Source organism: Salinigranum marinum (assembly GCF_024228675.1).
In the GTDB taxonomy this organism is placed as follows: domain Archaea; phylum Halobacteriota; class Halobacteria; order Halobacteriales; family Haloferacaceae; genus Salinigranum; species Salinigranum marinum.
The window spans coordinates 1490353-1514867 of record NZ_CP100461.1; the positions used below are offsets into that span (position 1 = coordinate 1490353).

Consider the following 24515-nt stretch of genomic DNA (forward strand, 5'->3'; position numbering starts at 1 on the left):
TCTTGTCACTCTCTCGCTTCTCTACGGGGTCATCCTCTCGCTCGCGGTCCTCGACGAATATCTTCGCCAACGGCGATGGGAACGGAGGTCTCGATGAACGACGACAGCCTCCTCACTCTCCAACACACTGGTGAAGGCTACGAGTATGTCCGGTGTCGGGCGAACGGAGACGACTCGACGGTCTACATCCATCGATTGTTGTTCGTCGCTGAACACGGATTCGACAATCTCCCTCCCGGGTGGCACGTCCATCACGAGATTTCGATTCCGTGGCTCAATCTTCCCTCGAACCTTTCGGCGGTAGATCCCGATACCCACGGTCGTCATCACCTCCAGGATGAGCCTCTCGTGACGGGTGGTGGCTTCAGTGACTAACTGCTGTGACGCCTGCGGGTGGACTATTGCAGAGGTTCGTCTCGTGGACGTTGGTGACGATCTCCTCCTTCTCTGTGGAGATTGTGAGTCGGTCGTCCTCTCTCGTCTCGGTGGCCATCATGAGTAGCGACGAGACACACGCTCCTGGTGTCGTCGACACACCGAGCAACCGATCGGCCTCTCGGCCTTCCAAGGAGACTAACTCTGTAAACCCCGACGACGCCGAATCAACTGACTACGAAGAACTCGTTCACGAGCGAGTCATCGAGTTCATCACAGAGTATCCTGAGCTGGCCGACCTCCCTCTCTCACGTACCCACGGGCGCAAACTCCGTCGGATCGTTACTGAAGCCGACTGGCGGGACGAGTGGGTGGAGCCGGATCATCCGACTGAGAACACCTTCAAAGTGACAGAACTCGAACGCCGGCAAGCGGCCACCTGGGCTGACGCCCTTTCGGCGTTCCTCACGGCTCACACCCGGTACAAAGGCCTCTTGGCCCGGTTCTCGAACAACGACGGAGACACGTTCGAGATCCCTCTCGTCGACGCTTGGGGAGAGGAGTACGCACGGAAATCCTACGCCCGCGCGATGGCGCTCCAGCGACAGATGGCTGGCGGCCATCGCCCTTCCGGCGGTGAGGCAGTCGCTGCGTGGTCAAATCCCGCTACAGGGATGCTCACTCTCACCGGCTCTTCGGTCCCATCTGACACCCGCCTCTCACCTGTCGAACACTTCGATGCGCTACACGACTCCTTCTCGTACGATGGCGTCCGTGATACCCTTCGGAACACGATGGAGTATCACCTCGGCCTCGACTCTGAGGAGTGGGGCTACTGGCTCCAAACGGAACCGCACGGCATGGGCGACGCGGCCTCAGACGACGAACCGGGACTGAACGCCTGCTACACACACCTTCACATCGGGATCTACTTCGACGCCGACGGCCTCGATCTGCACGCCGTCGGAGCCGAGTTGGAGAGAGTCATCGACAAACACGTAGATGTCTGCGAGTATGCCTCGTTCGACGCGCACGACTACACTGCTATCGACGACTACGTAGAGGACTCGGACGGTTGCATCTCCCTGAACGCCGACGTTTCGAACATGGGTTCGTATCTCGCCACCTACATGGGAGGCTACACCGAGGAACTCCTGGAGAAACCCATCGAGTACCTCGCCTGGGGCGCGGTCTACTGGTCAGCTGCTCGTCGACGCACCTCCCGATCGAGAGTGCTCACGATGGCGATTCAAGCCGACGCCTGTCAGCAGCGCGCCGAACACCCAGAGACTCAACAGACCGACGACCACGGTGACCGCGTCAAGTGGAACGACGGCCACGGCCTCGATGTCGTCTGCTCCTGCTGTGATTCGGGATGGAACATCGACCAATCTCGTCTTTCCGAACCCGTGTCCGATGACGAACTCTCCGAAGCTCTCGATGCAGACGACGATCTCGACGATCAGCTCTCACTCTCTCAACGCTGGCCATCCGCGACTGAGGCGGCGTCTCTCGGTGAGTCGACTGTCCGCGCCCGTATCCGGAGTGACGTGTCTTCCTGGCTTCACCAACATACCGAGACCACTCCGTCAGTCCCTCGTCTCTTGGGAGAGTTGCAAATCGACCCGGCTCACGCTCAGATCGTCACCGAGGTACTCGACGGGCAAGAACCTACATCCGAGTCGTTCCACCGACCTGCTCCTCTGAACGACTGGCAGTTAGAGGCGATCGTCGATCGCGATGGACAGGAGCACGAGCCATCCGGCGGTGGCGTCGACATGGTAACGCTTCACCTTCCCGTTCGCCATCTCCTCCAGGAGACACGCCTTCAGTATGACCTGAAGAGTGGTGAGATGTTCCGCTGTGGAAACTGCGACGTGGCGACCTACCAGCCGGAGTGGATGGCTCGACACCTCGTTGAAGAGTATGGCCTCCACGACCCGGAGAGTGCGGACTCCGTCCTCACTGTCGAGGATTACAACGATAGACGGCGTGAGTGTATGAAGCATCCAGCTGCGGACTGAGACAGCGGTAGGCTGCGTACGACTGAGCAGCGCCGACCCGGCAGGACGAGCTGGCGCAGCGCGACCAGCGGGAGCGACCGCCAAGCCGTCCCGCCCGGTCGACGCCGCGATTCTGGTTAGGCTGGTCACTGGTCCGCTGTCCGTCCCAGCTAATCGACTCCTGTGAGTTCTTGAGCAACTTCTAACGCGGTCGACCATCCCCCAGTACGCTTTTTCACTGTCCGCAATGACGGTACATCCTCACGACCACGCGACCACTGTTCGTACTCTGAACTACTGATGAGTGTTCCTCGCTTAACGAGGGCCGTCGCTATTGCCCGAACGCAATCTGTCTCTGTAAATTCTTTTTCCGATCTCGATCGAGGTGACTCGACTCCAGCGCGATCACATGCTGTAGACCACCCGACTCTCGAGACGATTGTCCATGCAGAGGGGTGGTGTTCGTCACGGTGTTCCTGGTAATCGATCAGACGTAATGGACCGGAGACACGCGCTGATACTGTTCTAAGGGCATCGGTGAAATCTGAAATAGAGTATCTATTCTCACCATTTTCATCAGAATGACCCGAGTCCTCACTTCTCACGATACCATATCTTTCACCCTCTATTGATAAGGCTCACCCACCATATTGACATATTCTCAATAAATATCCTACCGCAGGTAATACTGTATATCGATATTTGAATTTTCCTTTCTTTCTCGTATCGAGTCTCACACCCCAATACGCTTTATTACGAGTTTAAGTAGAGTTTATCTCCAAGTTTCATATCCGATAATCAGTGAGGTAATGTTTTGAATAGTGACTCTCGATTCGGAACCAACACGGTTGAGAGAAGGTTGGGGGATAATCCCCTCACACACATCAAACCGCGTCCTACGCGGTAATAAATCTCCTCTCTCGGCCCGTGTGAGAAGAACAAGCATGAACCTCAAACAACTGATGACACAAGATCGGGCCGTGAGCCCGGTTATCGGGGTCATCCTGATGGTCGCGATCACGGTTATCCTCGCGGCTGTCATCGGAACGTTCGTACTCGGACTTGGGGACCAGGTGTCGGAAAGCGCACCTCAGGCCCAGTTCACCTTCGACTACGACGGGGACAGCAAAATCAACATCACCCACGATGGCGGTGATGCGATTGATGCAGGTACCCTGAGCATCACAAGCGGAATTAACGTCAACGTTTCGTCAACCGGGTCGTCGTACACACCAGACCCCGCAGCGTCGACTACAGTCGAGCTCGAGGGTAACGGGTTCAGTTCTGGTGATACGATCAACGCCGGGACGACGATCTACGTCAAAGGTGACGGCTCCTTCGATGGCGAGACTGTTCGTATTGTGTGGAGCAGCCCCAACTCCGACAAAACCGCAACGGTTGGTCAATTCGAGGCATAAAAATGAATGTCAAAAAACTACTAATAGAAGACCGCGCAGTTAGCCCAGTAATCGGCGTGATCCTGATGGTCGCGATCACGGTGATCCTTGCAGCCGTCATCGGGACCTTCGTCCTCGGACTCGGTGATCAGGTGTCTCAAAGCGCGCCGCAGGCGCAGTTCACGTTCGAATTCTCCGATTCCACATCGTCTGAATCGATCACGATCACCCACGACGGTGGTGACGCCGTTTCGGCTGACCAACTGTCCGTGAACGTCGCTGGAACCGAGGCTTGGAACACGAGTGATACTGCGACAAACTACGGCTCTCCCAGTCCAGAATGGACTGGTGAGGTGAGCGCAGGTGACTCTCTTGGCCTGACAACCACTTCCGGCGGCACCATTTCATCCGGCGATACTGTTCGGGTGATCTGGTCTTCGTCGAATTCCGATTCAACAGCGACCATCGGACAGGCTGAGTTCTCGGCATAGATCGCTGAAGATTTTTTATTGACCATTTTCTGCGTAGAGGAATCTCTACTCAGATTAGACTCCGGACTGTGTATTAGTTTCACCCTGCTTCCCATTCGTTTCTAGATTATTCCTATCAGTGTTGTAATCGCGAATGGCAACCCAAGAAACGCCGTCGTTCGACGACCTGACTCCGGTCAACACGTCGGACGACACCGACGACGACGTCCCGGTCATCAAACTCGACCCCGGTGAATCCGTGGTCGCTGAGGTCCGCCACGTTGAGCGGAACGTCGGGAAGTGGAAGAATTCGGTTCTTCACCTCACCCGAAACGGCGAACCGTGCAAAATGTGGTCCAACGCGACTATCGATCGCGCGCTCAACGCGGCCGATGTCGGACCCGGCGACACCGTGGGGATCCGCAAGGGGGACGACCCGTACACCTACGAAACTGACGAAGGTGAAGAGCGCGAAGCGTACGACTTCGAAGTGAGGTGCCTCGCCTGATGGCGTACTCCAGCAAGGCGAACTCGATGCTCTCGGACTACATGAACGTCCGGACCCTCCCGGCGATGATGTCGGTCATCTTCGTCGTTGCTGGTCTCTACCAGTTCGGCGGGATCTCGGACGTGACGCTCACCTGGCTCGGTGGGAGTGGCGGATACACTCTCACTGCGGAACACGCGACGCTCGCCTCCGCGCTCGTGTACGCTGCCGCTTTCATGAGTTCGGAGACGAAACGGTTCGAGTCCTACGAGACGTGGGAGCAGATCGCGATCGCTGCCGGCCCGATCGTCATCGTGGGGGACCAGTACGTGACCGAGGTTCACGACTTCCTGGTCTCGCTCGGTGATCCACTCGGGATGCAGCTCGCGTTCCTCGCGACTGTGCTCTCGTGGGCCGTCGCTGTCCGCTGAGGGATCTACCATGATTCACTTTTTCAAGGAGGCTACGAGACGATGAGCGCTGGCACCCGCCTGCTCTCCATCGCCTCGATCGCCTCCGCCACGATCGGCGGCTCGCTACTGCACCCGTTCGTAACCGGACAGGTCCACGCAACAACCAACCTCGGCGGCTCGATCGGCACCGGCCTGCTGCCCGCGTCTGCGTTGTTCGTCGCGATCGCGCTCGTCCTCGGGCTGGTCGCCTACCGGCGTCACATCCCGACGGTCGACCGCGCGATCTCCTCGACGACGACCAAACGGGTCGCGACGCTCACCGTCACCGGTCTGGTCATCTCGACTGCTGTCCTCGGCGGCCTCGGAGGCCCCGCGTCACCCGTCGAGACGGTCCAGGCTGGCTACTTCGAGGGTTGCGAGTTCTCCGACTCGCTCACCCTCGCGATCGGCACATCCCTCGGGATGGCCGAACAAGACTCAGTACTTCACGAAGCCGGTTAGTTGAGACGTCTGCTTGCGGAAGGTGTGCTTAGAACCCAGCAAGCAGACAGTAGACTCCATGAGGACCAGATTCTTAACTTCCTCGTCAACACCCTTGACGAGGAAGTTTCGATCACTCTCGGTGAGAACGCTCAGATAACGTCGGAAGAGATCTGTGAGGTCCTCGTCGGCGCGTGCGCCGACGGGACCTCAATCTCGACACTTTGTGAGAATAGTGCTAACTCCCCTCGTGCCAACGCCGTCCTCTATCATCTTCGGACGAAGTTCGAGCTGGAACAGCTCGAACGAGTCGGAAACACACTCCTCCAGCGAGATATTCTCGATGCCCTTCCCAAGCAGGTGGAGGTCGTCGCTGACCTCCACCTGCGTCCCTACTACGGTGACGAAGACGGCACAGAGGGCCTCTACCACTCGGAAGCCAAGCGTGGAACAACCGCATTCCACGCGTACGCGACGCTGTACGCACGCGTGAAGAACAAACGCTACACGCTGGCGGTGCGCCGTCTTGTCGACGGCGACACCGCCAGCAGCGTCCTCGCCGAGTTTCTCGGTATCCTTGACGGCCTTGACCTCGGCGTCAAGGCCGTCTACCTCGATCGAGAATTCTACGACAGCAAGTGTCTCACGCTGCTGCAGGCGCACAACCACGCGTACGTCATCCCGATTATCCGGTGGGGTCAGTCGATCAAGCAAGAACTCTCCGAGGGCTGGAGTCGCGTGATTCACCACGACATGACGGCGAAACTCGACGGTCACAGCTGGACCGTCGAGTTTCCCGTCTACATCGACTGTACCTACCAGAACGGACGATACGACGAACATGGCGTGGCGCGTCACGGCTACGCCGCTGACGCGCCGTTCATCAATTCTCCTCGCGACGCTCGATACCACTACGCGAAACGCTTCGGTATCGAGGCCAGCTACCGACTCTCCGAGCAAACGATTGCGACGACTACGACACAGGATCCGGCGGTACGGCTGCTGTACGTCGTAGTGAGTTTGCTGTTACAGAACGTGTGGCGGTATCTGCACTGGGAGTATGTGGCGACGCCCCGCCGAGGCGGGCGTCGCCTCTGGGAGTGGTCGTATAAGGAGTTCACCAACATGATCCGACGGGCAGCGTGGACGGCCCTCGCGACGCGTCGGGCCGTCCCCGCAAACCGACCGCCGGACGACCGGTTCGTCCGGTAACGACCGATCGAGTACGCCCCTGCGGTGAGTGGCAAGGCTGTCGCGTCGGCGGCGGATCGCCGCCGACAGCGACGATCTTCTCTTGATCTTCCGGTGACCCCCTCGTCAAGATCGATAGTGGAGTCGATTCGACACGGAACTTAAGCTTCAGAGGTGGTTAGCCGAGGAAGTTTCGTGAAGTACTGAGACTGCGCGTTCTACACCCCCGACACGGAGCAGGTCGATCAGACCGACGCCTACGCTGGCGGGCTCGCTCTGGGCGACGGCGCTGAGTCGTTCCGCACGACTCAGACGAACTTCGCTCAGGATTCCATCTCCGTCGCATGGGCGAAAGCGAAGATCGAGGTCATCAACTCGCTGAACAACAACGAATCGGAGGCCACGGCCCTCAACGACTCGAAAGAAGTCGTTGAGGACTACTACCTCACTCGCGAAAAGAACGTCATCCGCGATTGGGAGGCCCGCGCCGCCCACATGAACTACCTGTCGGCTCAATCAGGCACGGCCCTGTACACCGAGGACGACACCGGTAGTTCTCAGGGCTACGTGAACGGCACAGAGGCGTCCTACGAAATCACCTCGAACATCAATTCGTCAGTCGACTACATGGTCAACTCGTCGGAGACTGACAAATACGATTGGGGTGCTGTCTTCGGACCTCGCATGGCCGGCAACAACGCCTACCACCAAGCGAGCGGGACGATCAATCCGGTCATCGTCTACGCGAACGACACCGACGCCACGAAAACTGAGGTGCTGTCGACGCTCCGGTACGAGAGCTTGCTCTCGAACCTGACAAGTCAGCACACGCAGGTCACGTCGAATCTCGAAACGTACGTCAACGAGACGTACGCAGCCTACCAGGCTGGTGAGATTGACTCGACCGACCTCGCTGCCTCCGACCCGACCACGATCGCCACGCAAGCCGCGACGGACTACAACTCCACCGGCTACTACGGCCTCGCGAGTGCACAACTCGCCGCGATGGGACTGAGCGGGAACGAAACCGTCTCGCACGTCGTCAACACGACGGAGAACGGCTCGACCCGCGTCGTCACCGGGACGCTGTTCTACACCGGAGAGGATGACCAATCCTTCTCCACGGGAACCCAGTACGACCCGGCCACCCTGAACGGCTCGGTGTACATGAGCGTCGCGTCGATCACCGATGGGAACGGCACCGAACTGAACAACTCCGGTGGCTTCTACTACGTCGACGAACCGTTCACGATCTCCGAAGCAACCGACACCCGAACGGGTGATGCGGTCAACACGACCGCGATGGAGACTCGTGACTACTCGTCGACGAACGTCTCGAAGCTCCAACAGGAACTTGAGACGTTGAAAGAGCAACGCGAGTTCTACGAACAACAGACCTCCGCTGCCGGCGGCGGTACTGGCTCGTCAAACACCATGCTGATCGCGGTGATCGCCCTCGCGGCGGGCGCGGCGCTCATGTGGAGGAGGGACGACGACTGATGACTCTCGTCGACTTCGCTGCGGCTACCGTCGTCTTCCCGCTCTCGGTCATCTCCGGTGTCTGGCTCGCCCGCTGGCTCAAGAGTCAAATCAGGGAGGGTGCCTCCTGACATGGTCTACTGGCTCCTCGTCGAGCTGCTTCCGATCCGGCTGATCGCCCTGATCGTCCTGGTCGTCCTCGGTCTCCAGTTCGGGGGAGTCGACGTGTTCGGGTTCGCGACAACGAACCTGATCGACCCGTTCCTCAGCTGGCTAACTGAGGAGTTCACTACCAGCATCTGGCCCTGGTAATCTCCCAGATCTCCTTCCCGTGTCGGACCGGCACCCAGCCGGAGGGTTCGACTCCCTCGCGGGGCCTCGGATGGCTCTCGAAACAACAACCATCACCAAAATCATGATCGCACTGACAGTGCTACTCGCTGGACTCACCGGAGTCGTCGAGATCGGCGCGGCGCAAGAGACGCCGACGAACTCCTCGACCTCGACGGTGACCACGACCCAAACCGCTACGCCCACCTCGACGGCGACAGAGACACCGGTCACCGACAACTCGACCGCTACCCTCGTCATCGGTCCGCTCGCGAAGGTGACCAAGTGGACGTACCGAAACGGAGAGTTCACGCTCCGAATCGAGGCGAAGGCTCCGACGCTCCTCACGATCTCGGAAGCCCCCGATACCTCCCGGGAATCAGGGAACGGTCGCCTGAGTCGGCAGCGACTCGCGTCCGGTAAAAACGTCGTTCGGTTCTCCACGGAACGGACCGGTTCGACGATCGTCCTCACGACTCCCGGCTCGATCCGAAACAGTGAGTACGCGTACATTTCTCCGGACGGCGGCAGTGGCTCGTTCCTCTCCGGTCCGCCTCGCCCAGCTGACGTTCGCGACGGTGCGCTCGGTGCCTCGATCGGGACGGCCCTCGCTGCGCTGATCGTCATCATCCGCCGTCGGTTCGGCCTCCACCGTGGGATGGTGAGACAGGCATGACCGACGCGACCGAAGACGCCGAGCGCGTCGACGACGAGTCGAACGAACCGGACGTGTCGACCTCTTCGACGACCGTCGACGCCGACGACTCTCGCGGTCGTCTCGTTCGCGCTCTCGTCTGGCTGATCAAGAACGGTCACCTGATCGCGGGCGCGCTGATCTTCGTCGGTGGCACGGCGCTGCTGGTCCTCGGGATCGAACTCCCTCGATCTGTGAAGATCATCGGCGGGACCGCGCTCGTCTCGGCACTCCTGATCGGTCGGCCGACTGGCGTCAAAGCCGTCGAACTCATGGGCGGACCCGAACTGATGTGGCTCGTCGACGTGGATCTCCTCGATCGCGACGGCGCGGGTGTCTACAACTGTCCCACCCCGCGCTGGAACGACGAATGGGAGGTGACGAAGGACTCCCTCTGGTGGGCGACGCCGAACCTCGCGTTCGGGAAGAACGTCGATCTCGACGAGAAGACGGTCGAAGGCACCTGGCCTGGCTCGCTTCCCGAGCCCGTCCTCATGCGGGCGCTGATCTACCTTCGGTACAACCGGAACCAGCTGGAGAACAAGGCCAAGAAGGGTGAGGCGATCGAGATGAACGCCTTCGCGATGATCCGCTCTGCGGTCATGCGGACGACTCGGTCGGTCGTTCGGACGTTCGAGGAAGGGACGCTTCCCGACGACGGGAAAGCGTTCCGCGAAGAGATCGACGCCGTCCTGGCTGACTACGATCTCGAAGAGACCGAACTGTTCGAGGAGGCTGACGACTTCGGTCTTGACTCGGAAGATTCTCCCTCGTTCGACTTCGAGGCCACTGACCCCACGCCCGAGGTGAACGGCAATGCGTGACCGATTCACTGGCCCGAACGATCGGCTCCACCTCGGCTGGTCGAAGGGCTGTTACTACGGCCGGCCCCGAGACTGCTGCTCGCTGTGTACGCTTCGACTCCTCACTGCTCCCATTCGGAGAGGGATCTCCCATGACTGACGAACACCTCCTGACAGCGGCGAAGCTCTACGAACAGGTGACGGGCCGGCTCGATGGTGACGATCGTCTCCTCGATCACGCCGGACTCCCTCTGGACGACCGAACACACGCGAACCTGTCGTTCCTGAACTCTCCCGGCTTACTCGAGGGAGACACCTTCGCGTCGACGACCCTCGGTCAACTCTGTGACTCCGCCTTCCGCTCGAAAGCGGCTACGAAAGCGGTCCAGAACCAACACGGGATGGCGCTGTCGTACCTTGTCGGTGTGACCGAGCAGGAACTCGACGCCTCCTCGCTGCGGCTCCCGCTGCTCCTCCTGGACGAACTCGAAAACGACGGCGCGCTCACCACGATCACCGGCGCGGGGAACCCGAACACTGGAAAGAGTAACACGATGTTCCTCCTCGCGGATCTCGCCCGCGTCCACTGGGACGACCTGATCGTTCTCTCGAACGTCGCCAGTTGGGACGGCACCGATATTCTCGTGCAGTCGATGCACGATCTCCTCGTCGAGCTGTGTCGTCATCGGGAGGCACCGAAGTTCGTCGTCATCGACGAAGCCTCGACGCACTTCGACGCGCGGACCAATAGGCGCGAGGTGGCTACTCAGTGGACGCCCGCGCTGAAACGCTTCTCAAAGCTCGGTGTTGTGGCGAACGGTGTGATCGGTCACACCGGGAAAGATCTCCATCCTGAACAGAAGCGACTCACTACGCTTCCGTTTTTCAAAAAGGAACAAACGGCTGTGGAGTTCTACACAGAGTGGCCGGCTGACTCTGACCGTCCCACTGGGAATCAATTCGGCGGCTCCCTAGTCAATCTTGAAACTACTTACACCGAATATGATCCCGACGACGCTTCGCCTTGGAATTGGGATCTTCAGGCAGATTTATTCACGGTCGCATTCGAGGATTGGGATGAATTCCTCGAACTGCTCCTCCGACGTGATCCGAAAAATGACTGAAAAATAGAATTTATAATATCTCGTAGAATAGAAATAAGTAGATTATGCCCAGCAAATTTTATATGCAGCCTGATAGTGATTCTCGTGGAGGTATTAGAAATTCTATCTACGAACGCTCATGGGAAGCACATTGTTGGTGAGTCAGAGCACAGTTCGAACGACGTCTTTGAGAGCTTCTTGACCAGGTTTACGCAAGATTCGTCGACGAAGCTGGAAGGCTCTAAGATAGGGCGTGAGCTTGTCTTTTGAGACGCCTCGATGCGGCGAGAGCCACCGTCGCGCCAGCGACGCGTGGCTCTCGCAGGTGTTCACGTGTGCGTCTCCATCGACGTATTCGCCATCGCCGTGGATCACCGCTTCTCGCTGGAAGTTTTCGTCTTCTTCGAGCGGGTCGTACGCTCGAAATCCGTCTGTATAGACGGTTAGCGACTCCTCCTCGCGGTCGCCGAGGAGGAGTCGCACCGTCGACTCGCCAGCGGATTTCGCAGGGACGACGTATCGCTGATCGCTGCCGCGATCAACGAGCGTGAACACCGGCGGCTTGTCCTCGCCATAGCTTCCGCGACCACGTTTCGAGAGGCCACGCGAGCGCGACTCCCGGTCGCGCTCGCGGCCTTTCAGCCCCGCAGACACGTAGAACTCGTCGATTTCGACCGGTCCGACGAGATCGATGGCTGGCGCGTCGAGCGTTCTGGCGAACTGCTCGACGCGCCGCCGAAGCGACCGATACGACACGTCAAGTTCAGCGTCGAGCTGGCGAATGCTCGTGTTGAACCGGAGCAACGTGTAGAACGCAAACAAGAGCTTGTCGAGGCCGATCTTCGCGTGCGCGAAGATTGTGCCGGTCTTGGGGTTGAACGTGCGGTCGCAATCCTTACAGAGATACCGCTGATACGTCCGATAGCTGCCGTGTTTGATCACTGACTCAGACCGGCAGCGCGGGCAGTAGAGGCCGTCGCGCCAGCGAACCTGCTCCAGCAGGTTCGCGGCGCTCGCCTCTGAGCTAAGCAATTCAAATGGGAACATTGCGTTCGGGTGACGCTACCGCGTCACCCTTGCCCGCTACGCTTTGCCAGCGGCGGCTCTACTTGACCAACAACCTGCTTCCGAAGAGCGATCTACGAATTTTTTCGCACATGGCTGGTTGGCTTACTAATCATCATATTAATATCTCTTATAATATTAATAGTGGCAAATCAATTGGTGGGCTGGTACCCCATTCAGAATGAAAGTAGCATTGCAAGCGCGATGGGGGCGGTTGGAACTCTTACACTTGCTTGGCTAACCATCGGTGTTCGGTTAAGCATTGGATCGCCTCATGAAGGCCTCAGCCACTCGTTCGCTGAGTAAGAGCCGCGATTTCTCTGGTTGGCGGGCGTCACGAAACATCAGCTCCGACAGATTCGGCGGTGGATGTCCGAGCGACTGTGCCAGATCTTCGAGGATGAGCTGGGCGAAAGACCGGAAGGTCTTCGCCCAGCGCTCACGGGGGAACACCGTCTCTGGAAACAGCTCTTGAAACACGCCGAGCAAGGCTCTGCTGACCGTCAGTGTCAGCAGAGCCGCCACCACCAACAGGTGGACGATCGCTGGATCACTCGTCTGGAACTTCTCCAGCCCATACAGCGACTTCAGTTCCCGGAACAGCAACTCCACTTCCCACCGCAACCCGTACAGGGCCGCGATCTGCCTCGGAGTGAACGCGTCGGGGAGATTTGTGACGTACAGATGGTAGTCGTCGGTGTCCTCGTTGCGGACACCGACGACGCGAACCTCCATCGAATCGGTTGACTCCTTCCCAGCGTATGCTCGCCGCTTGAACGAGATCTCCACGGTCACATCGATTATCTCCCGTGTGAGGTCACTCAGGACGTCCTGGAGGCGACGTCCTGGCAAGGAAATGGCGCGCCCGCGCCATTTCCGCCGTTCTCCGACGATCAACGGGTTCGCGTTCGACTTCAGCCGTGTCAGGAAGAACCCACCGTTTTCCTCGATCAACGCGAACCGACGGAAATTGTAGAACCCGAGATCGAACAGCACCAACCGGCCTCGCAGCCAGCTCCCCGTGCGGAGCTGGCTGCTCTCGTGGGTGCATTCGTCGGTGAGCTGGAACTGCTCGATCGTCTGTGTCGTCGCGTTATGGACGAGGTGAAGCTTCGCGCCGGACTGATCCGCGTGAGTCGCCGGAAACTCGCTGAGGAGCCGATGCAACCGGAAGACGGTTGCATCGGCGATCAACACCTCACGAAACAACTCGAACTGGGGAGCGATCGTGTGGGGAACCGCGACCTCCTCGAGAGCGTGCTCGAGGAGGTCGCTCAACAGTGTCGCAAGTGCTGGTGTGAACCGGTCGTAAAAACTGGAGCGGGCAACAGTCTGGTTGGTCGCTGCGGAGTAAGCCCGCTGAAACCCGGCGATAGTGCGGGCTTCGCCGTCGACGGCGAAGCCCATGATGAGCGTCCAGACGAGCATCGTGATGTCGATTGTCCGGTGGCGTTGGACGACATCGCGCTCGCGCGCGATGTCTTCGATAACCGCTGCTGGAAACAGGGAAGTGAGCCGCCGTCGTATGAGGTTCGGGGAGAGCGTCTTGAACACATTCTCTCCCCACGCGGTCTACATCGATAGCTTCGTCAGTGGAGCGCAGTCACCCGATTCAACGTCTTAACCGAACACGGATGCTTGGCTAACATTCAAAACAATCCGTCAGAATGAAAAACTGGTTCAGCACCAGCAACGTCAAATTGAAAATCAACGAGCACAATTAAGACCAATTCTTCGTCAGATTGGTGATTTCAGCCCTAATGACCGTGGTAACGGACTGATCTTCGCTCTGGAAAATATAGGTCAAGGAACAGCATATAAAATTAAATTTCGAACTGATATATTTTTACCAGAGTTGCAAATTAATACTGCATCCAATAAAAATCAAAAGAAGACCGATCCTAACTCATCTATACCTCAGCTCGGCGCTTCAAAATCAAATGTTTATATGAGCGAAGATGTCTCACCGGTCGGTGTAAACGCGACGGGAGGTGTATTGCAACCAGAATCCAAAGGAAATTTCAAGTATCGTATTAGTTTCAGAAACAAATCAAAGAACCAAGCGGGACCATTTATTAATCCTGAGGAGAGAAATGATGGCTCTCTACCTCCAGTGATCGTATTTGATCTACTGCTTGATCGGCTCGTAGAGGAGGGAATCTCAGTAATGTTTTTCCAACATAAGTTAATCTACAATGATGTATATGGGAACGAATACACGGAAGCGTTCCCTACAAGAAGGCTAATTATTGATCAAACTACGAGTATATCGGATCTCATTGACGCACCTATTTGGGTCGAAGGTGAGTCTGAAGAGATGACAGTTGTCCCTATCGGAGATATGACTTAAATCCATTTACCCACCCACCCACCCGACCCCGTTTACGGGGTGAGGGTGGGTGGTGATCTACCCATACCGAACTGACCAGTTCGGCAGATACCGAGCATCACACTTCCCTTCAAGATACGCGATCCCCATCGACGCGATCTCGTACATCTCCGCGTCTTCGACGATCGGCGCAATCAACTCCCGACTCACCAGCTGCTCACATCGCTGCTGGATGTAACTCTCGTCGACGCCGAGCTGCTGAAACCTCGAATCCGAGGCCATCGTACTCGGTGACGCCCACGACTCCTCGTTCAGATGCTCCAGGACGCGCTCGTCGACGGGATACATCCACGGACCCATCCGCCTCACGGTCATCGATCAAGCCCCATCTTTTCCCTCGGCTTCCGAGTTGTTCGACTCTTCAGATACCTCTACGTCGTTCTGCTCTGCGGCGTTGTACTCACCTCGAAGATACGCGCGACCGTCGTCGGTGATCGTGTAGACGCCCCTCCCGACAGAGAGGAGTAGACCGTGTTCGGCTAACTTCTTGCATCTTCTGCCGACGTGGTTCGACGAATAGTGAATCCGATCGTCTTCGGCGATGTCAGATGGTGCCATGTATTCGTTCTCTTCCTCTTCCAATAGCTCTAGAATCCGGTCATCGAGGAGAACCATCCACTTCCCAGATTTTCTCATAACCCGTATCCGGTGCTCCAGTCCATATCTATCACGATGAGGACCAAAAAAGAATCGTAACAACATATATAGTGTAGCAATTTCTATACGGATAGTAGATCCATGAATGGTGATCTAGTTCCGATATCACCCCCCGAGGCGCGCGACCTCCACCTGGAGGCGATGAAAGACGACTCCGCGGAGTGGACCCGGACCTCTCACCGGAGTCACCTCCGCGCGTTCGTCGAGTGGTGCAACGAGGAGGGTGGGATCGACAACATGAACGACCTCAACGGACGCGATCTCTACGAGTTCCGCGTCTGGCGACGAAACGGCGGCTACAGCGAAGGGCAAAACGAAGAGATCGCGCCGAAGACCCTCGACTCCGCGCTCGCCACACTGCGCTCGTTCCTCCGGTTCTGCGCGCAGATCGAGGCGGTCCCTGAAGAGCTGTACGAGAAAGTCCCGCTTCCCTCGCTCTCCGCATCCGAGGAGGTGAGTGATTCGACGATCGCTCCCGAGCGCGTCCCTCCGATCATCGACTACCTCCACCAGTACCAGTACGCGAGTCGGGATCACGTCGTCTGGATTCTCATCTGGCACACCGGCGCGCGGCTCGGCGCGGTCCGCGCGCTCGATCTCCAGGACTGCGAACTCGACGGCCAGAAGAAAGGTCTCAACTTCGTCCACCGACCGCCCTCGACCCCGCTCAAGAACGACGAGAAAGGCGAGCGGTTCAACCGAATCAGCGACCGGGTAGCGAGTATTCTACAGAGCTACATCGACGGTCCGCGGAATCAGGTTCGGGACGACGACAATCGAGCACCGCTGGTGACGACTCAACACGGACGAGTCACTGCCAGCTGCATCCGCGACTCGTTCTATCGGTGGACTCGACCGTGCATGGTCGGGATCCAGTGTCCCCACGATGAAGATCCGACCTACTGCGATTACACCTCGTTCCAGAAGATGAGCATGTGTCCCTCGGCTCGATCTCCCCACGATGTTCGCAAAGCGCGAGTGACGAAGTACCGGAACGACGGCGTCCCGCGCGGTGTCGTCTCCGATCGGCTCGACGCCTCCGAGCAGGTGCTGGACAAACACTACGACCGTGCCTCGAAGCGTGAGAAGGCTGACCGTCGCTGGAGGTTGCTCCGCGAATGAGTCTCAAAAACGATTCCGGGAGTGGGGTGCCTCTGACAGCAGGTCGACAACAGGACTTGTTACTTGAATACCTTTTGGAATGTCAACAAGTCACCCCCCGAGGGTTACAACTCGAAACCGGGGGGTGTCTCGCGTTCCTTCTCGGTGAAGACCTGCAGCGCCCATCATTCTGCGTGACGGGCAACATTTGGCAGACGGCGGTACGGCGTTTATAAAGGAACCCCTCTTCGACCGTTTTGATTTCATCACGTTTCGGAACGGGGGTCGCCGGTGTCATGCGATTCGCTTGCATTTGAATGACACTGTGGGGACATAATACTTGGGTGGAGAGTGTAATTGGCGGCGCGCGCAAGAGGTTTTGCCGCTCAACTTCGACTCTCATCCCACCACGCACCTCAGAAAATCAGATAGAATTCCGCCTGCTTCCGCGCAGTTTCTCGTCTCTCAGAGTTCCTGCTCCAGCCTCTCGAAGAGAGTACGCCATCGTTCGGGCACGTCGTCAGTGTCGTACACCCCGTCGTTGGCAAATTCTAAGAGCCGGACGGCTTCCTCATCGGTGAGGTTCTGAAGATTCAGCTCCTCCACGGTCTTTTTGCGCGCCCGTTCCGTGCTCATTGGTCGGTCACGTTGGATGGCTCCGTGGAAATGGAACCAGAACATGAGATTCCCCTCAGACGGAACGGGTGGGCGCTTATCCTTACGGATTCGGTCAGGGATCAGTGGAAGCGACGGTACTGCCGAAAGAACGCTGAGGAACGACCGTCGAAACATGCCGTCGACAAAGTGACACCATTCCTAAAATCTACCCCCACCCTGAGTACAGTCCAAGGTGCGTACTCACGTACATACGTATGTACACAAGTGAGTAATTACGTAGCTCTGTAAACTCTTTAGCAGGTGTCGTGGCGAGTTCGACGACGATTGCCTCATTGATCCGTTCAATGAGGACACCGATATCTTCGGTGGAACGCACTCAACCTGCGAGGATGGGGATTTACATCACTTGTTGGAGCAAGCTGTCAAGTCGATTCAATACCGAGTCACAATCCCCTCCCTCTCTGGCAGCTTCACGCAACTCATCGAATAAGTCAGCCAGAGTAGCCACGAGTGTCTCTTCGAGCGTTGTCGGATCGATAACAGGGAGTTCTTTGAGCGTCCTGATCCTGAGTTTCTCGTAGCCGCCTTGCTGTGTTTGCGTCTGTGTTTGGATCACCTGCTGCCCGACGTTACTATTTAAGTACGCGAGCAACGCCTTCAACTCCGTCTCGTTAAGGTCCACGTCGTAGAACCCACGGAAGTTGTGGATGTTCCTCGCAGCTGTTTCGTTGAGAATGAAGGTACGCTCATGTGTAGCACATTGTTGATTTCAGAGAGTGGCTCGAACAGCGTGTCTGAGAGCGTCTCGTCCCGGTTTTTGTAAGAGTTCTCGTCGGAGCTGAAACGCCCTGAGATACTGCGTCAGCTTGTCTTTTGAGACGCCTCGATGCGGCGAGAGCCACCGTCGCGCCAGCGACGCGTGGCTCTCGCAAGTGTTGACGTGAACGTCTCCATCCGCGTATTCGCCGTCGCCGTGGACGACGTATTCGCGGTCGAATGAGTCGTCCTCCTCAAGCGGTTCGTACGCTCGAAAGCCGTCGGTGTAGACGGTTATCGACTCCTGCTGGCGGTCGGCCAGCAGGAGTCGAATCGTCGATTCGTCTGCTGCTTTCGCCGGAATCACGTACCGCTGTTTGGTGCCTCGATCGACCAGCACGAACACGGGTGGTTTGTCGTCTTCGTATGTTCCTCGCCCACGCGTGGACAGGCCACGCGAGCGCGACTCGCGGTCGCGCTCGCGACCTTTCAGCCCGGCAGAGACGTACACTTCGTCGATCTCGACGGGCCCTTCCAGCGTGAGGGAAGGCGCGTCGAGCGCTCGGGTGAAGCGCTCGACGCGCCGGTGCATCGTCTTGTAGGTGACATCGATCTCCCGCTGAAGTTGGCGAAGGCTCGTGTTGAACCGGAGAAACGCGTAAATCGAGAACAACCATTTTCGAAGCGCGACCTTCGAGTGAGCGAAGATCGTACCGGTCTTATCGTTGAACGTGCGGTCGCAATCCTTACAGAGATACCGCTGAAAGTGCCCATAGCTGCCGTTTCTGACCGTGAGGTCAGAACGGCAGCGGGGACAAGTGACACCGTCACGCCAGCGAACCTGTTGCAGCAGGTCCGCTGCGACCGATTCCGACCCAAACACTTCCAGTGGAATCATTCGTGTCGGGCACCGCTGACGCGGTGCCCTTGTCCTCTTCGACTCCACAGCTGCCGCTGAACAGTATCAACAATCTCCTACAGAAGAGCGATGAAGGTAAATCCATCTCGCCCTGCGTCTTGCACCAAGACCCGGGGCAAATTCTGTCGCCGAGGTCGATACCAGTATGGGCGGTTTTCGATTACGGTTGCTCCGAGTGAGTTGCTCCGGTACACGCTATCCCGTAGATACGAAACGATCTTCGGTATCTCACCGTCACTGTTCCTCGGGAACGAGTCAGCGTTGAATAGCACTTGCTTCTCGAAGTCCGCTCGTGACTTCCGGACACCTGGTAGTACATCCGGGTCTAGTAGCCACACCTCCTCACCAGCAGCCCGTAGTTCCTCCCAGTCCTCCTCGCGGAAGTCGTACCCGTTGACGAGCTTCGGTTGGCGAATGAGTCGAGACAAGTGTTTCTCAGGAATTCCGTACTCGTCAACCTCGTCCTGGGTTAAGCAGAAAAACGTCACATCGCCGGTGGACTTCCCGCGGTGGATCGTGACGAACTCGCCGAGCGGCGTGAGTCCGCTTGTATCGATGTCGGAGGGATCGAATATTGCTGCCCAGTTTGAGCCGGGCGCGAGATCCGCTTGCGGTACATGATTGATGAAACCCCAGTCGGTCTCACCCTGGTCACCGTTCCGAACTGCATCACGAAGGGTATTCGCTTCGACGGATTCGTCCACGCGAATGAAGCGTGTCTTACCCGTACATTCGTATTCGGTTAAGACATGAAACCAGCATACAGCGCTGCATTCACCTCCTCAAGTAGAGTCAGCCGTGATGGAGACGGTTGCCTCGCCTCCCGATACCACGTGTCTGGGAGATTCGGTTCGTAGCTGAACGAAACGACGATCTCGGAGAGGACTTGCTGGGCGTACGACCGGAAGGTCTTCGCCCAGCGTTCGGTTGGAAACACGCAGTCATCACCCAGTTCCTGGGCGTGATCGACGAACAACCGAAGGATGGCTCTGCTGACCACCAGTGTCAGCAGAGCCGCCGTCACCTGAATCCGGACGATGTGTTCCTTCTCCGTCCGAAATCTCCCCAGCCCATACTGCGACTTCAGCTCACGGAACAACAACTCAACGACCCACCGAGCACGGTACAGCGTCGCTACCTGCTCCGGACTGAACTCACCGCTCGGCAAGTTCGTGATGTACAACCGATAGCCGTCGTCGGCGTCCGAATCGCGGACGCCGACGACTCGGAACCGCTTGCTGTCCCACGATTTCCGTTCGTTGTACGCTCGCCGCTGGAACCTGACTTCGACCTCAACGTCGATGTGTTCCCTACACAGATCACCGACAACATCGAAGACCCGCGTTCCGTCGAGCGGAATGGCGCGCCCGCGCCATTCCCGCAGTTCTCGGACGATCAGCGGATTCGAACTCCGCTTCAGTCTGCTGACGAAGAAGCCATCGTTTTCGTCGATCAACGCGAAACGACGATACTTGAAAAAGCCGAGATCCAGCAGGAACAGCCGTCCTCGCAGCCACGAGCCGGTTTTGAACAGGGTGCTTTCGTGGGTGCGTTCGTCGGTGATCGCGCGCGCGATCACCGACTGGGTGGTGACGCTGTGGACGAGGTAGAGCTTGAGCCCGGAGACACCGGGATGCGTCGCAGGGAACGCTGAGAGGAACCGAATCAACCGCACCACCGTGGCGTCAGCGACGACAACGTCGCGGAATCGGTCGAAGGCTGGAGCGATGGTGTGAGGGACAGCGACCTCCTCGACGGCGTGGTCGAGGAGGTCGCGCAGGAGCTGCTCCAGTTGTGCGGTGAATCGGTCGTAGAAACTCGAAGCGACGAGATTCTGGCCGGTAGCGCCGTTGTACGTACGGCGATACGCGGCGATCGAACGGGCTTCGCCGCCGACGGCGAAGCCCACGACCATCGTCCAAACCAGTACACGGACGTCGAGTTTGCGCTCTCTCACGACGACTTCGCGCTCACGCGCGAGGTCGTCGATCATACCTGACGGAAACAGCGAAGTCAACAGCGACGTAATTGCATCTGGGGAGAGCTTCATTCACCTCCCCTTTGCTCTACGAGTTCAGGTAGCCGTCGGCTTGCGATTTAGCTCCTAAACCGAATACGAATGCTTACCCGTACCACCATCGGTATCTGCTTCTAAGAAGCAAATGAGGGCAGTGACTTGGGCGTCCTCGAAGACCGACTCGCCTTCGGGGTCGAACTGCACGAGAGCAGTGATGGAAAACTCGTCAAGTAGGAACTGCTTGAGTGAGTCACCGTAGGCCGTCGTGAGGAAGCTGTCCGGCGTGAGGAACGCCGCACGATCACCCGAAGACAGGAACGACCGACTGCGGTACAGGAAGTACGTGTAGAGTGGGGATCGTGCACTGACGTCGATTCCTGTCGATTGCTCTATGTCGGCGTTGACCTGTTCTTTGTACTCCTTCGGGAGCGCGTCCCCGCTCGTGTATGGAGGGTTACACACGATCCCGCCGATGTCGTGTTGCAGTTCGTCTGGATCAAGATTGAGGAAGTCGTGCGTTCGCGGCGTATTCAGCTGTCCACCCAACGTGAGGGCTGTCGCTCCCATGACTCGCGCGAGGGGGCTACGTTCGATCCCGTCGACGTGCGTGGGGTCAGTGTTCAGACTCCAGCGCGGGTGAAACGCGCTGGATAGTACGCCCGCTCCCATTCCAGGGTCGAGAAGGTGGTCGGCGTCACGGTCTACCCAGGACTTCATAGTCACTGCAATTTCCGGCGGTGTCCGAAACTGCCCGAGTGACTGTCGATACTTGCTCGGTGTTAGCTCCGCGTAGAGCTTCCCAATATCTTCCGTTGGCTGGGGTGAGAATAGCAATCGATCCCGGTGGGCCAACGCAGATTTCAGGGCGTCCTCATCAGCCAGTTCCGCGACGTGGTCCAGAACGAACTGATCGAACGCTCTGTCTCCTGTCTGCTTCCGCGCGTTTCGAAACGCCCTTTGTACCGAATCGGAGAGCGGCGGAACGACACCGCGACACCGGTACCATTCGTACAGGGCTGATTTCAGTAGCACACTCAGGACGGCGTGTCGCGCAACAGTTTTCTGGACAGCCCCTGTTTCTATCGACCCCAGCCCGTGTAGTTCGCACCACTCTTGGAGTCGCTCACGGAGCGACTCGGATAACTCCGTATCGAATACTGGAGTGATAGTGCCTGCTGTCCGTCGAATCTCCCTGATGAGTTCATCCATGACGACGGGCGCGGATGTTTGAGAGACCGAGTCCCACTCGTAGCTGAGTCGGTCAAGCACACGCTCGGTAACTCGGTTCTTTACTGCGGGTTTCCACACCTCGATGCCAACGCTCGCAGCAGTCTGGTACAGCTCTCGCTTCGAGAACGGTGCTGGAATCTCGTGCCCGCCGCTCGTGAGTTGCCGGATGACGTCGTCTACCTGTTCACGCCGCCGTGCGTCTAACCCTACTGGGGTGGCCGGTGAGTGGGCTATCCCGCCCTTCGTTACCGGGGACGGGACAGGGGTCGGTGGATACGGACGGGCGTTGTTATTCGTTCCCCGACGGTGGAGTCGGGTGATCTCTTCTGGGTCTCTCATATACCTCGCTGCGGGCACGATCCGCAGTACGCCAGCCACTTGTGAGGAGTGGGGTTCCGAGGCAGTCGCTGGGTGTCCGTGACAGCCGCTGGAGCTACGTTTCGATCAGATGACTGAATTCGTCGACGACGATCTCACCGTCGATGCCGCGTTCTTCGCACCAGTTCAGCGCTGCTTCCTCGTCGAGGGGTTCGATCTCCGCACCGCCAGTCGTGCCGCCCCCAGTACACGGCTTGGCGTATTTGGTTGCCGCACCGCCCTCACCGTGGAGGAAGTATTCCCCGCTTGAGGTCTTGTATAGCGTTTCGATGAGGTAGTAGAAGTCACCTCGATCCGTGTTTGGGGCATGTTGGGCAATTTCTTCGGCTCGGTTCGTGTCGTACAGTTTCTGGTCGATGACGCGCTGCATTGCAAACCGGGACATTACCTGGTCGTATTAAAGGGTTAGCCCTGAGATCCCGCCATTTCTAACGCCACAGGCCGTTAGAAGCCGAAATCCGGACTCACAGCACGACCGTCCGACTGACAGTACGACCATATCGCCGATAGTGACAATATAGATACTACTCCACCCGCGAAAAGACGGTGAATCGCTCAACCCATCGCGCGCACCACCGGGAATCCCTCCCTTCTTCGATGAAACCTTTGTAATGCCACTACATCGCCGAGAATGTGCGGAATCTGGAAGACGACACGAAATCAAAACGACTCAACCAGACATTCTCTATGACCCAGAGACAGGAGCACTCAATCTGGCGTGAGGAGATCGTCGATGTCCGTTACGCTGAACAGGGACCAGGAGTCGTCGAGGTGTTCTTCGAGGCCGTCGACGAACCCGCTTTTCGAGAACAGGGCGAACCGTTCGTCTCGGTCGGACGGCCCCCATCGGACGTGCTCGGCCTTCGCTCGTAGGCTCTCCACGAGGTCTTCCCCAACTGGATCTGTCGTCCACTTACATTCGGCGAGGAGGACTCGGTCGTCGTTCGGTGCCAGCCCGACGATGTCGATCTCTTCTTCCCCGTACCACCAGCGACCGACCTCCGAGTACGGGTCGAACGTGCCGCGTCGAATCCCTTCCCAGACGGCTTCTTGACACACGTCTTCGAACGTGGTTGCGACGTGCGTTGGGAGGTCCGGCTCAATCGTTCCGTCGTACACGATCTCCGGTGCCTCCTCGATACTGGATCGATTCGGCTCGACGTACCGGAACCAGAACCGAAGGAACTCATCGGCCACCCGATACCGCGACCGCTTTGATTTCTTCCCCGAGGCCGTGACTGGAACGTCTCGTTCGATGAGCCTGAGTCGACGAAGTGTCTGGAGGTACTTCGAAAGTGGTCCCGAGTCGATCCCTGTTGCACCGGAGATCTCGTTCGGTGTCGTATGGCCCAGCGCGACCGCTTCGAGGATGCTCATATACCGGGCCGGGTTTCGGAGCTCGGTTCGCAGGAGGAACTCTGGTTCGTTGTATAGCACCGCAGACGGTGACAGCACGTGCGACCGAATATTCGCCGCGAGCGACTGCGTGTAATCGAACAGCGTGAGGTACATCGGGGTGCCACCCGTGACGGCATACGAGCGAATCGCATCTTGGCTGTCGTACGAGATGACCTCTCGGGCCTGTCGAAACGAAAACGGCGTCACGTCGAGTTGCGCCGTTCGTCGCCCATAAAGTGGGCTCTCGTGTCCCAGGATCTCTGACTCCATCGTACTCACGCTCGACCCACAGAGTACGAGCATCGAATCCGCCCCATCGAGTTCTTGGTCGACGAACCCTTGCACGTACGACGGGAGCGAGTCGTTCTCTGCGACGAGATACGGGAACTCGTCGATGACGACGACGAGATCCTCACGCTGGAGTTGTTCCCCGAGGTACTCAAACGCCTCGTCCCACCCGTCGATTCGCGGGACGCGCTCGTCGAAGTGGTCCGCGATCTGGTCGAGGAACTTCTCTCGCTGTCTATGCTCGGCCTCCTGCGCGGCGAGGAAGTAAATGTGGGGACGGTTGGCACAGAATTCTTTGAGGAGCTCTGTCTTCCCGACTCGACGTCGCCCGTAAACAACGATGAAGTCCGAACCAGGGGACTCCACCGCGGCGGTGAGGGTATCGAGTTCCGCCTCTCGGTCGTAGAAGGTCATACTCTTGATAATGATTATTGCGATAATGACTTAAACATTCGGTCAACCAGACCTAACCGG

General features: G+C 58.0%; 26 protein-coding genes and 1 pseudogene. 15 read left to right on the forward strand and 12 right to left on the reverse strand.

What is annotated here, in order from left to right; all coding sequences use genetic code 11:
* Positions 1-93 precede the first annotated feature (93 nt).
* From NKJ07_RS07275 to NKJ07_RS07335, 13 genes and pseudogenes are all read left to right on the forward strand, one after another.
* On the forward strand, positions 94-375 hold the full coding sequence (locus tag NKJ07_RS07275) for a hypothetical protein (protein ID WP_318569922.1): 282 nt from the start codon (positions 94-96) through the stop codon (positions 373-375).
* A gap of 53 nt (positions 376-428) precedes the next feature.
* A complete protein-coding gene (locus tag NKJ07_RS07280; RefSeq protein ID WP_318569923.1) occupies positions 429-2399 on the forward strand; it encodes a hypothetical protein in 1971 nt (656 codons plus the stop codon).
* Positions 2400-3322: 923 nt separating this feature from the next.
* Positions 3323-3796 carry a type IV pilin N-terminal domain-containing protein gene (locus NKJ07_RS07285; RefSeq protein WP_318569924.1) on the forward strand — a complete coding sequence of 158 codons (474 nt, stop codon included), beginning with the start codon at positions 3323-3325 and terminating at the stop codon, positions 3794-3796.
* 2 nt (positions 3797-3798) lie between these two features.
* Entirely contained in the window at positions 3799-4266 is a 468-nt protein-coding gene (locus NKJ07_RS07290; protein ID WP_318569925.1) for a type IV pilin N-terminal domain-containing protein, read from the forward strand.
* Between the two features lie 133 nt (positions 4267-4399).
* Positions 4400-4753, forward strand: a complete 354-nt coding sequence (locus tag NKJ07_RS07295; RefSeq protein ID WP_318569926.1) for a hypothetical protein — start codon at positions 4400-4402, stop codon at positions 4751-4753.
* A complete protein-coding gene (locus tag NKJ07_RS07300) occupies positions 4753-5163 on the forward strand; it encodes a DUF8023 family protein (RefSeq protein WP_318569927.1) in 411 nt (136 codons plus the stop codon). Before NKJ07_RS07295 ends, NKJ07_RS07300 begins: the two co-directional genes overlap by 1 nt.
* A gap of 42 nt (positions 5164-5205) precedes the next feature.
* Positions 5206-5646: a hypothetical protein gene (locus NKJ07_RS07305; protein WP_318569928.1), complete on the forward strand. Its 441-nt coding sequence runs from the start codon at positions 5206-5208 to the stop codon at positions 5644-5646.
* Between the two features lie 24 nt (positions 5647-5670).
* Positions 5671-6837, forward strand: coding sequence for an ISH3 family transposase (locus tag NKJ07_RS07310; RefSeq protein ID WP_318567202.1), 1167 nt, complete (start codon positions 5671-5673; stop codon positions 6835-6837).
* 219 nt (positions 6838-7056) lie between these two features.
* Positions 7057-8316, forward strand: a pseudogene (locus tag NKJ07_RS24580) (Env/VP5 family phage fusion protein); the annotation flags it as partial.
* Positions 8317-8427: 111 nt separating this feature from the next.
* The gene (locus NKJ07_RS07320; RefSeq protein WP_318569930.1) at positions 8428-8607 is read left to right on the forward strand and encodes a hypothetical protein; all 180 of its coding nucleotides are present in this window, start codon (positions 8428-8430) and stop codon (positions 8605-8607) included.
* 103 nt (positions 8608-8710) lie between these two features.
* Positions 8711-9301: a DUF8063 family protein gene (locus NKJ07_RS07325; RefSeq protein WP_318569931.1), complete on the forward strand. Its 591-nt coding sequence runs from the start codon at positions 8711-8713 to the stop codon at positions 9299-9301.
* Positions 9298-10143 (forward strand): DUF8125 domain-containing protein, encoded by an 846-nt coding sequence (locus tag NKJ07_RS07330; RefSeq protein WP_318569932.1) that lies wholly within the window; start codon positions 9298-9300, stop codon positions 10141-10143. Before NKJ07_RS07325 ends, NKJ07_RS07330 begins: the two co-directional genes overlap by 4 nt.
* 131 nt (positions 10144-10274) lie before the next feature.
* Complete coding sequence (locus NKJ07_RS07335) at positions 10275-11246, forward strand: hypothetical protein (protein WP_318569933.1); 972 nt, start codon at positions 10275-10277, stop codon at positions 11244-11246.
* 141 nt (positions 11247-11387) lie between these two features.
* Here the strand turns inward: NKJ07_RS07335 and NKJ07_RS07340 are convergent, their stop codons facing one another.
* Both NKJ07_RS07340 and NKJ07_RS07345 read right to left on the reverse strand, forming a co-directional pair.
* Positions 11388-12272 carry an IS1595 family transposase gene (locus NKJ07_RS07340; protein ID WP_318569934.1) on the reverse strand — a complete coding sequence of 295 codons (885 nt, stop codon included), beginning with the start codon at positions 12270-12272 and terminating at the stop codon, positions 11388-11390.
* A gap of 273 nt (positions 12273-12545) precedes the next feature.
* Entirely contained in the window at positions 12546-13844 is a 1299-nt protein-coding gene (locus NKJ07_RS07345) for an IS4 family transposase (protein ID WP_318569445.1), read from the reverse strand.
* A gap of 394 nt (positions 13845-14238) precedes the next feature.
* Between NKJ07_RS07345 and NKJ07_RS07350 the strand changes: the two genes are divergently transcribed.
* Positions 14239-14640 carry a hypothetical protein gene (locus NKJ07_RS07350; protein WP_318569935.1) on the forward strand — a complete coding sequence of 134 codons (402 nt, stop codon included), beginning with the start codon at positions 14239-14241 and terminating at the stop codon, positions 14638-14640.
* Between the two features lie 57 nt (positions 14641-14697).
* On the opposite strand, the gene NKJ07_RS07355 is transcribed toward NKJ07_RS07350, so the two are convergent.
* Together NKJ07_RS07355 and NKJ07_RS07360 are read right to left on the reverse strand one after the other, a co-directional pair.
* Positions 14698-14967 (reverse strand): hypothetical protein, encoded by a 270-nt coding sequence (locus tag NKJ07_RS07355; RefSeq protein ID WP_318569936.1) that lies wholly within the window; start codon positions 14965-14967, stop codon positions 14698-14700.
* Positions 14968-14997: 30 nt separating this feature from the next.
* Positions 14998-15294, reverse strand: a complete 297-nt coding sequence (locus tag NKJ07_RS07360; protein ID WP_318569937.1) for a MarR family transcriptional regulator — start codon at positions 15292-15294, stop codon at positions 14998-15000.
* 123 nt (positions 15295-15417) lie between these two features.
* On the opposite strand from NKJ07_RS07360, the gene NKJ07_RS07365 reads away from it, so the two are divergent.
* Positions 15418-16458, forward strand: a complete 1041-nt coding sequence (locus tag NKJ07_RS07365; protein ID WP_318569938.1) for a tyrosine-type recombinase/integrase — start codon at positions 15418-15420, stop codon at positions 16456-16458.
* Positions 16459-16902: 444 nt separating this feature from the next.
* On the opposite strand, the gene NKJ07_RS07370 is transcribed toward NKJ07_RS07365, so the two are convergent.
* From NKJ07_RS07370 to NKJ07_RS07405, 8 genes are all read right to left on the reverse strand, one after another.
* Positions 16903-17073 carry a hypothetical protein gene (locus NKJ07_RS07370; RefSeq protein ID WP_318569939.1) on the reverse strand — a complete coding sequence of 57 codons (171 nt, stop codon included), beginning with the start codon at positions 17071-17073 and terminating at the stop codon, positions 16903-16905.
* Positions 17074-17452: 379 nt separating this feature from the next.
* Positions 17453-17737, reverse strand: coding sequence for a hypothetical protein (locus NKJ07_RS07375; protein ID WP_318569940.1), 285 nt, complete (start codon positions 17735-17737; stop codon positions 17453-17455).
* Positions 17738-17824: 87 nt separating this feature from the next.
* On the reverse strand, positions 17825-18709 hold the full coding sequence (locus NKJ07_RS07380; RefSeq protein ID WP_318569941.1) for an IS1595 family transposase: 885 nt from the start codon (positions 18707-18709) through the stop codon (positions 17825-17827).
* 77 nt (positions 18710-18786) lie between these two features.
* Positions 18787-19434: a hypothetical protein gene (locus tag NKJ07_RS07385; protein ID WP_318569942.1), complete on the reverse strand. Its 648-nt coding sequence runs from the start codon at positions 19432-19434 to the stop codon at positions 18787-18789.
* 38 nt (positions 19435-19472) lie between these two features.
* Entirely contained in the window at positions 19473-20780 is a 1308-nt protein-coding gene (locus NKJ07_RS07390) for an IS4 family transposase (RefSeq protein WP_318569943.1), read from the reverse strand.
* A 54-nt stretch (positions 20781-20834) separates the two neighbouring features.
* Positions 20835-22316, reverse strand: coding sequence for an Eco57I restriction-modification methylase domain-containing protein (locus tag NKJ07_RS07395; protein WP_318569944.1), 1482 nt, complete (start codon positions 22314-22316; stop codon positions 20835-20837).
* Positions 22317-22410: 94 nt separating this feature from the next.
* On the reverse strand, positions 22411-22725 hold the full coding sequence (locus NKJ07_RS07400) for a hypothetical protein (protein ID WP_318569945.1): 315 nt from the start codon (positions 22723-22725) through the stop codon (positions 22411-22413).
* 338 nt (positions 22726-23063) lie between these two features.
* On the reverse strand, positions 23064-24455 hold the full coding sequence (locus NKJ07_RS07405) for an ATP-binding protein (protein WP_318569946.1): 1392 nt from the start codon (positions 24453-24455) through the stop codon (positions 23064-23066).
* Between the last annotated feature and the right edge of the window lie 60 nt (positions 24456-24515).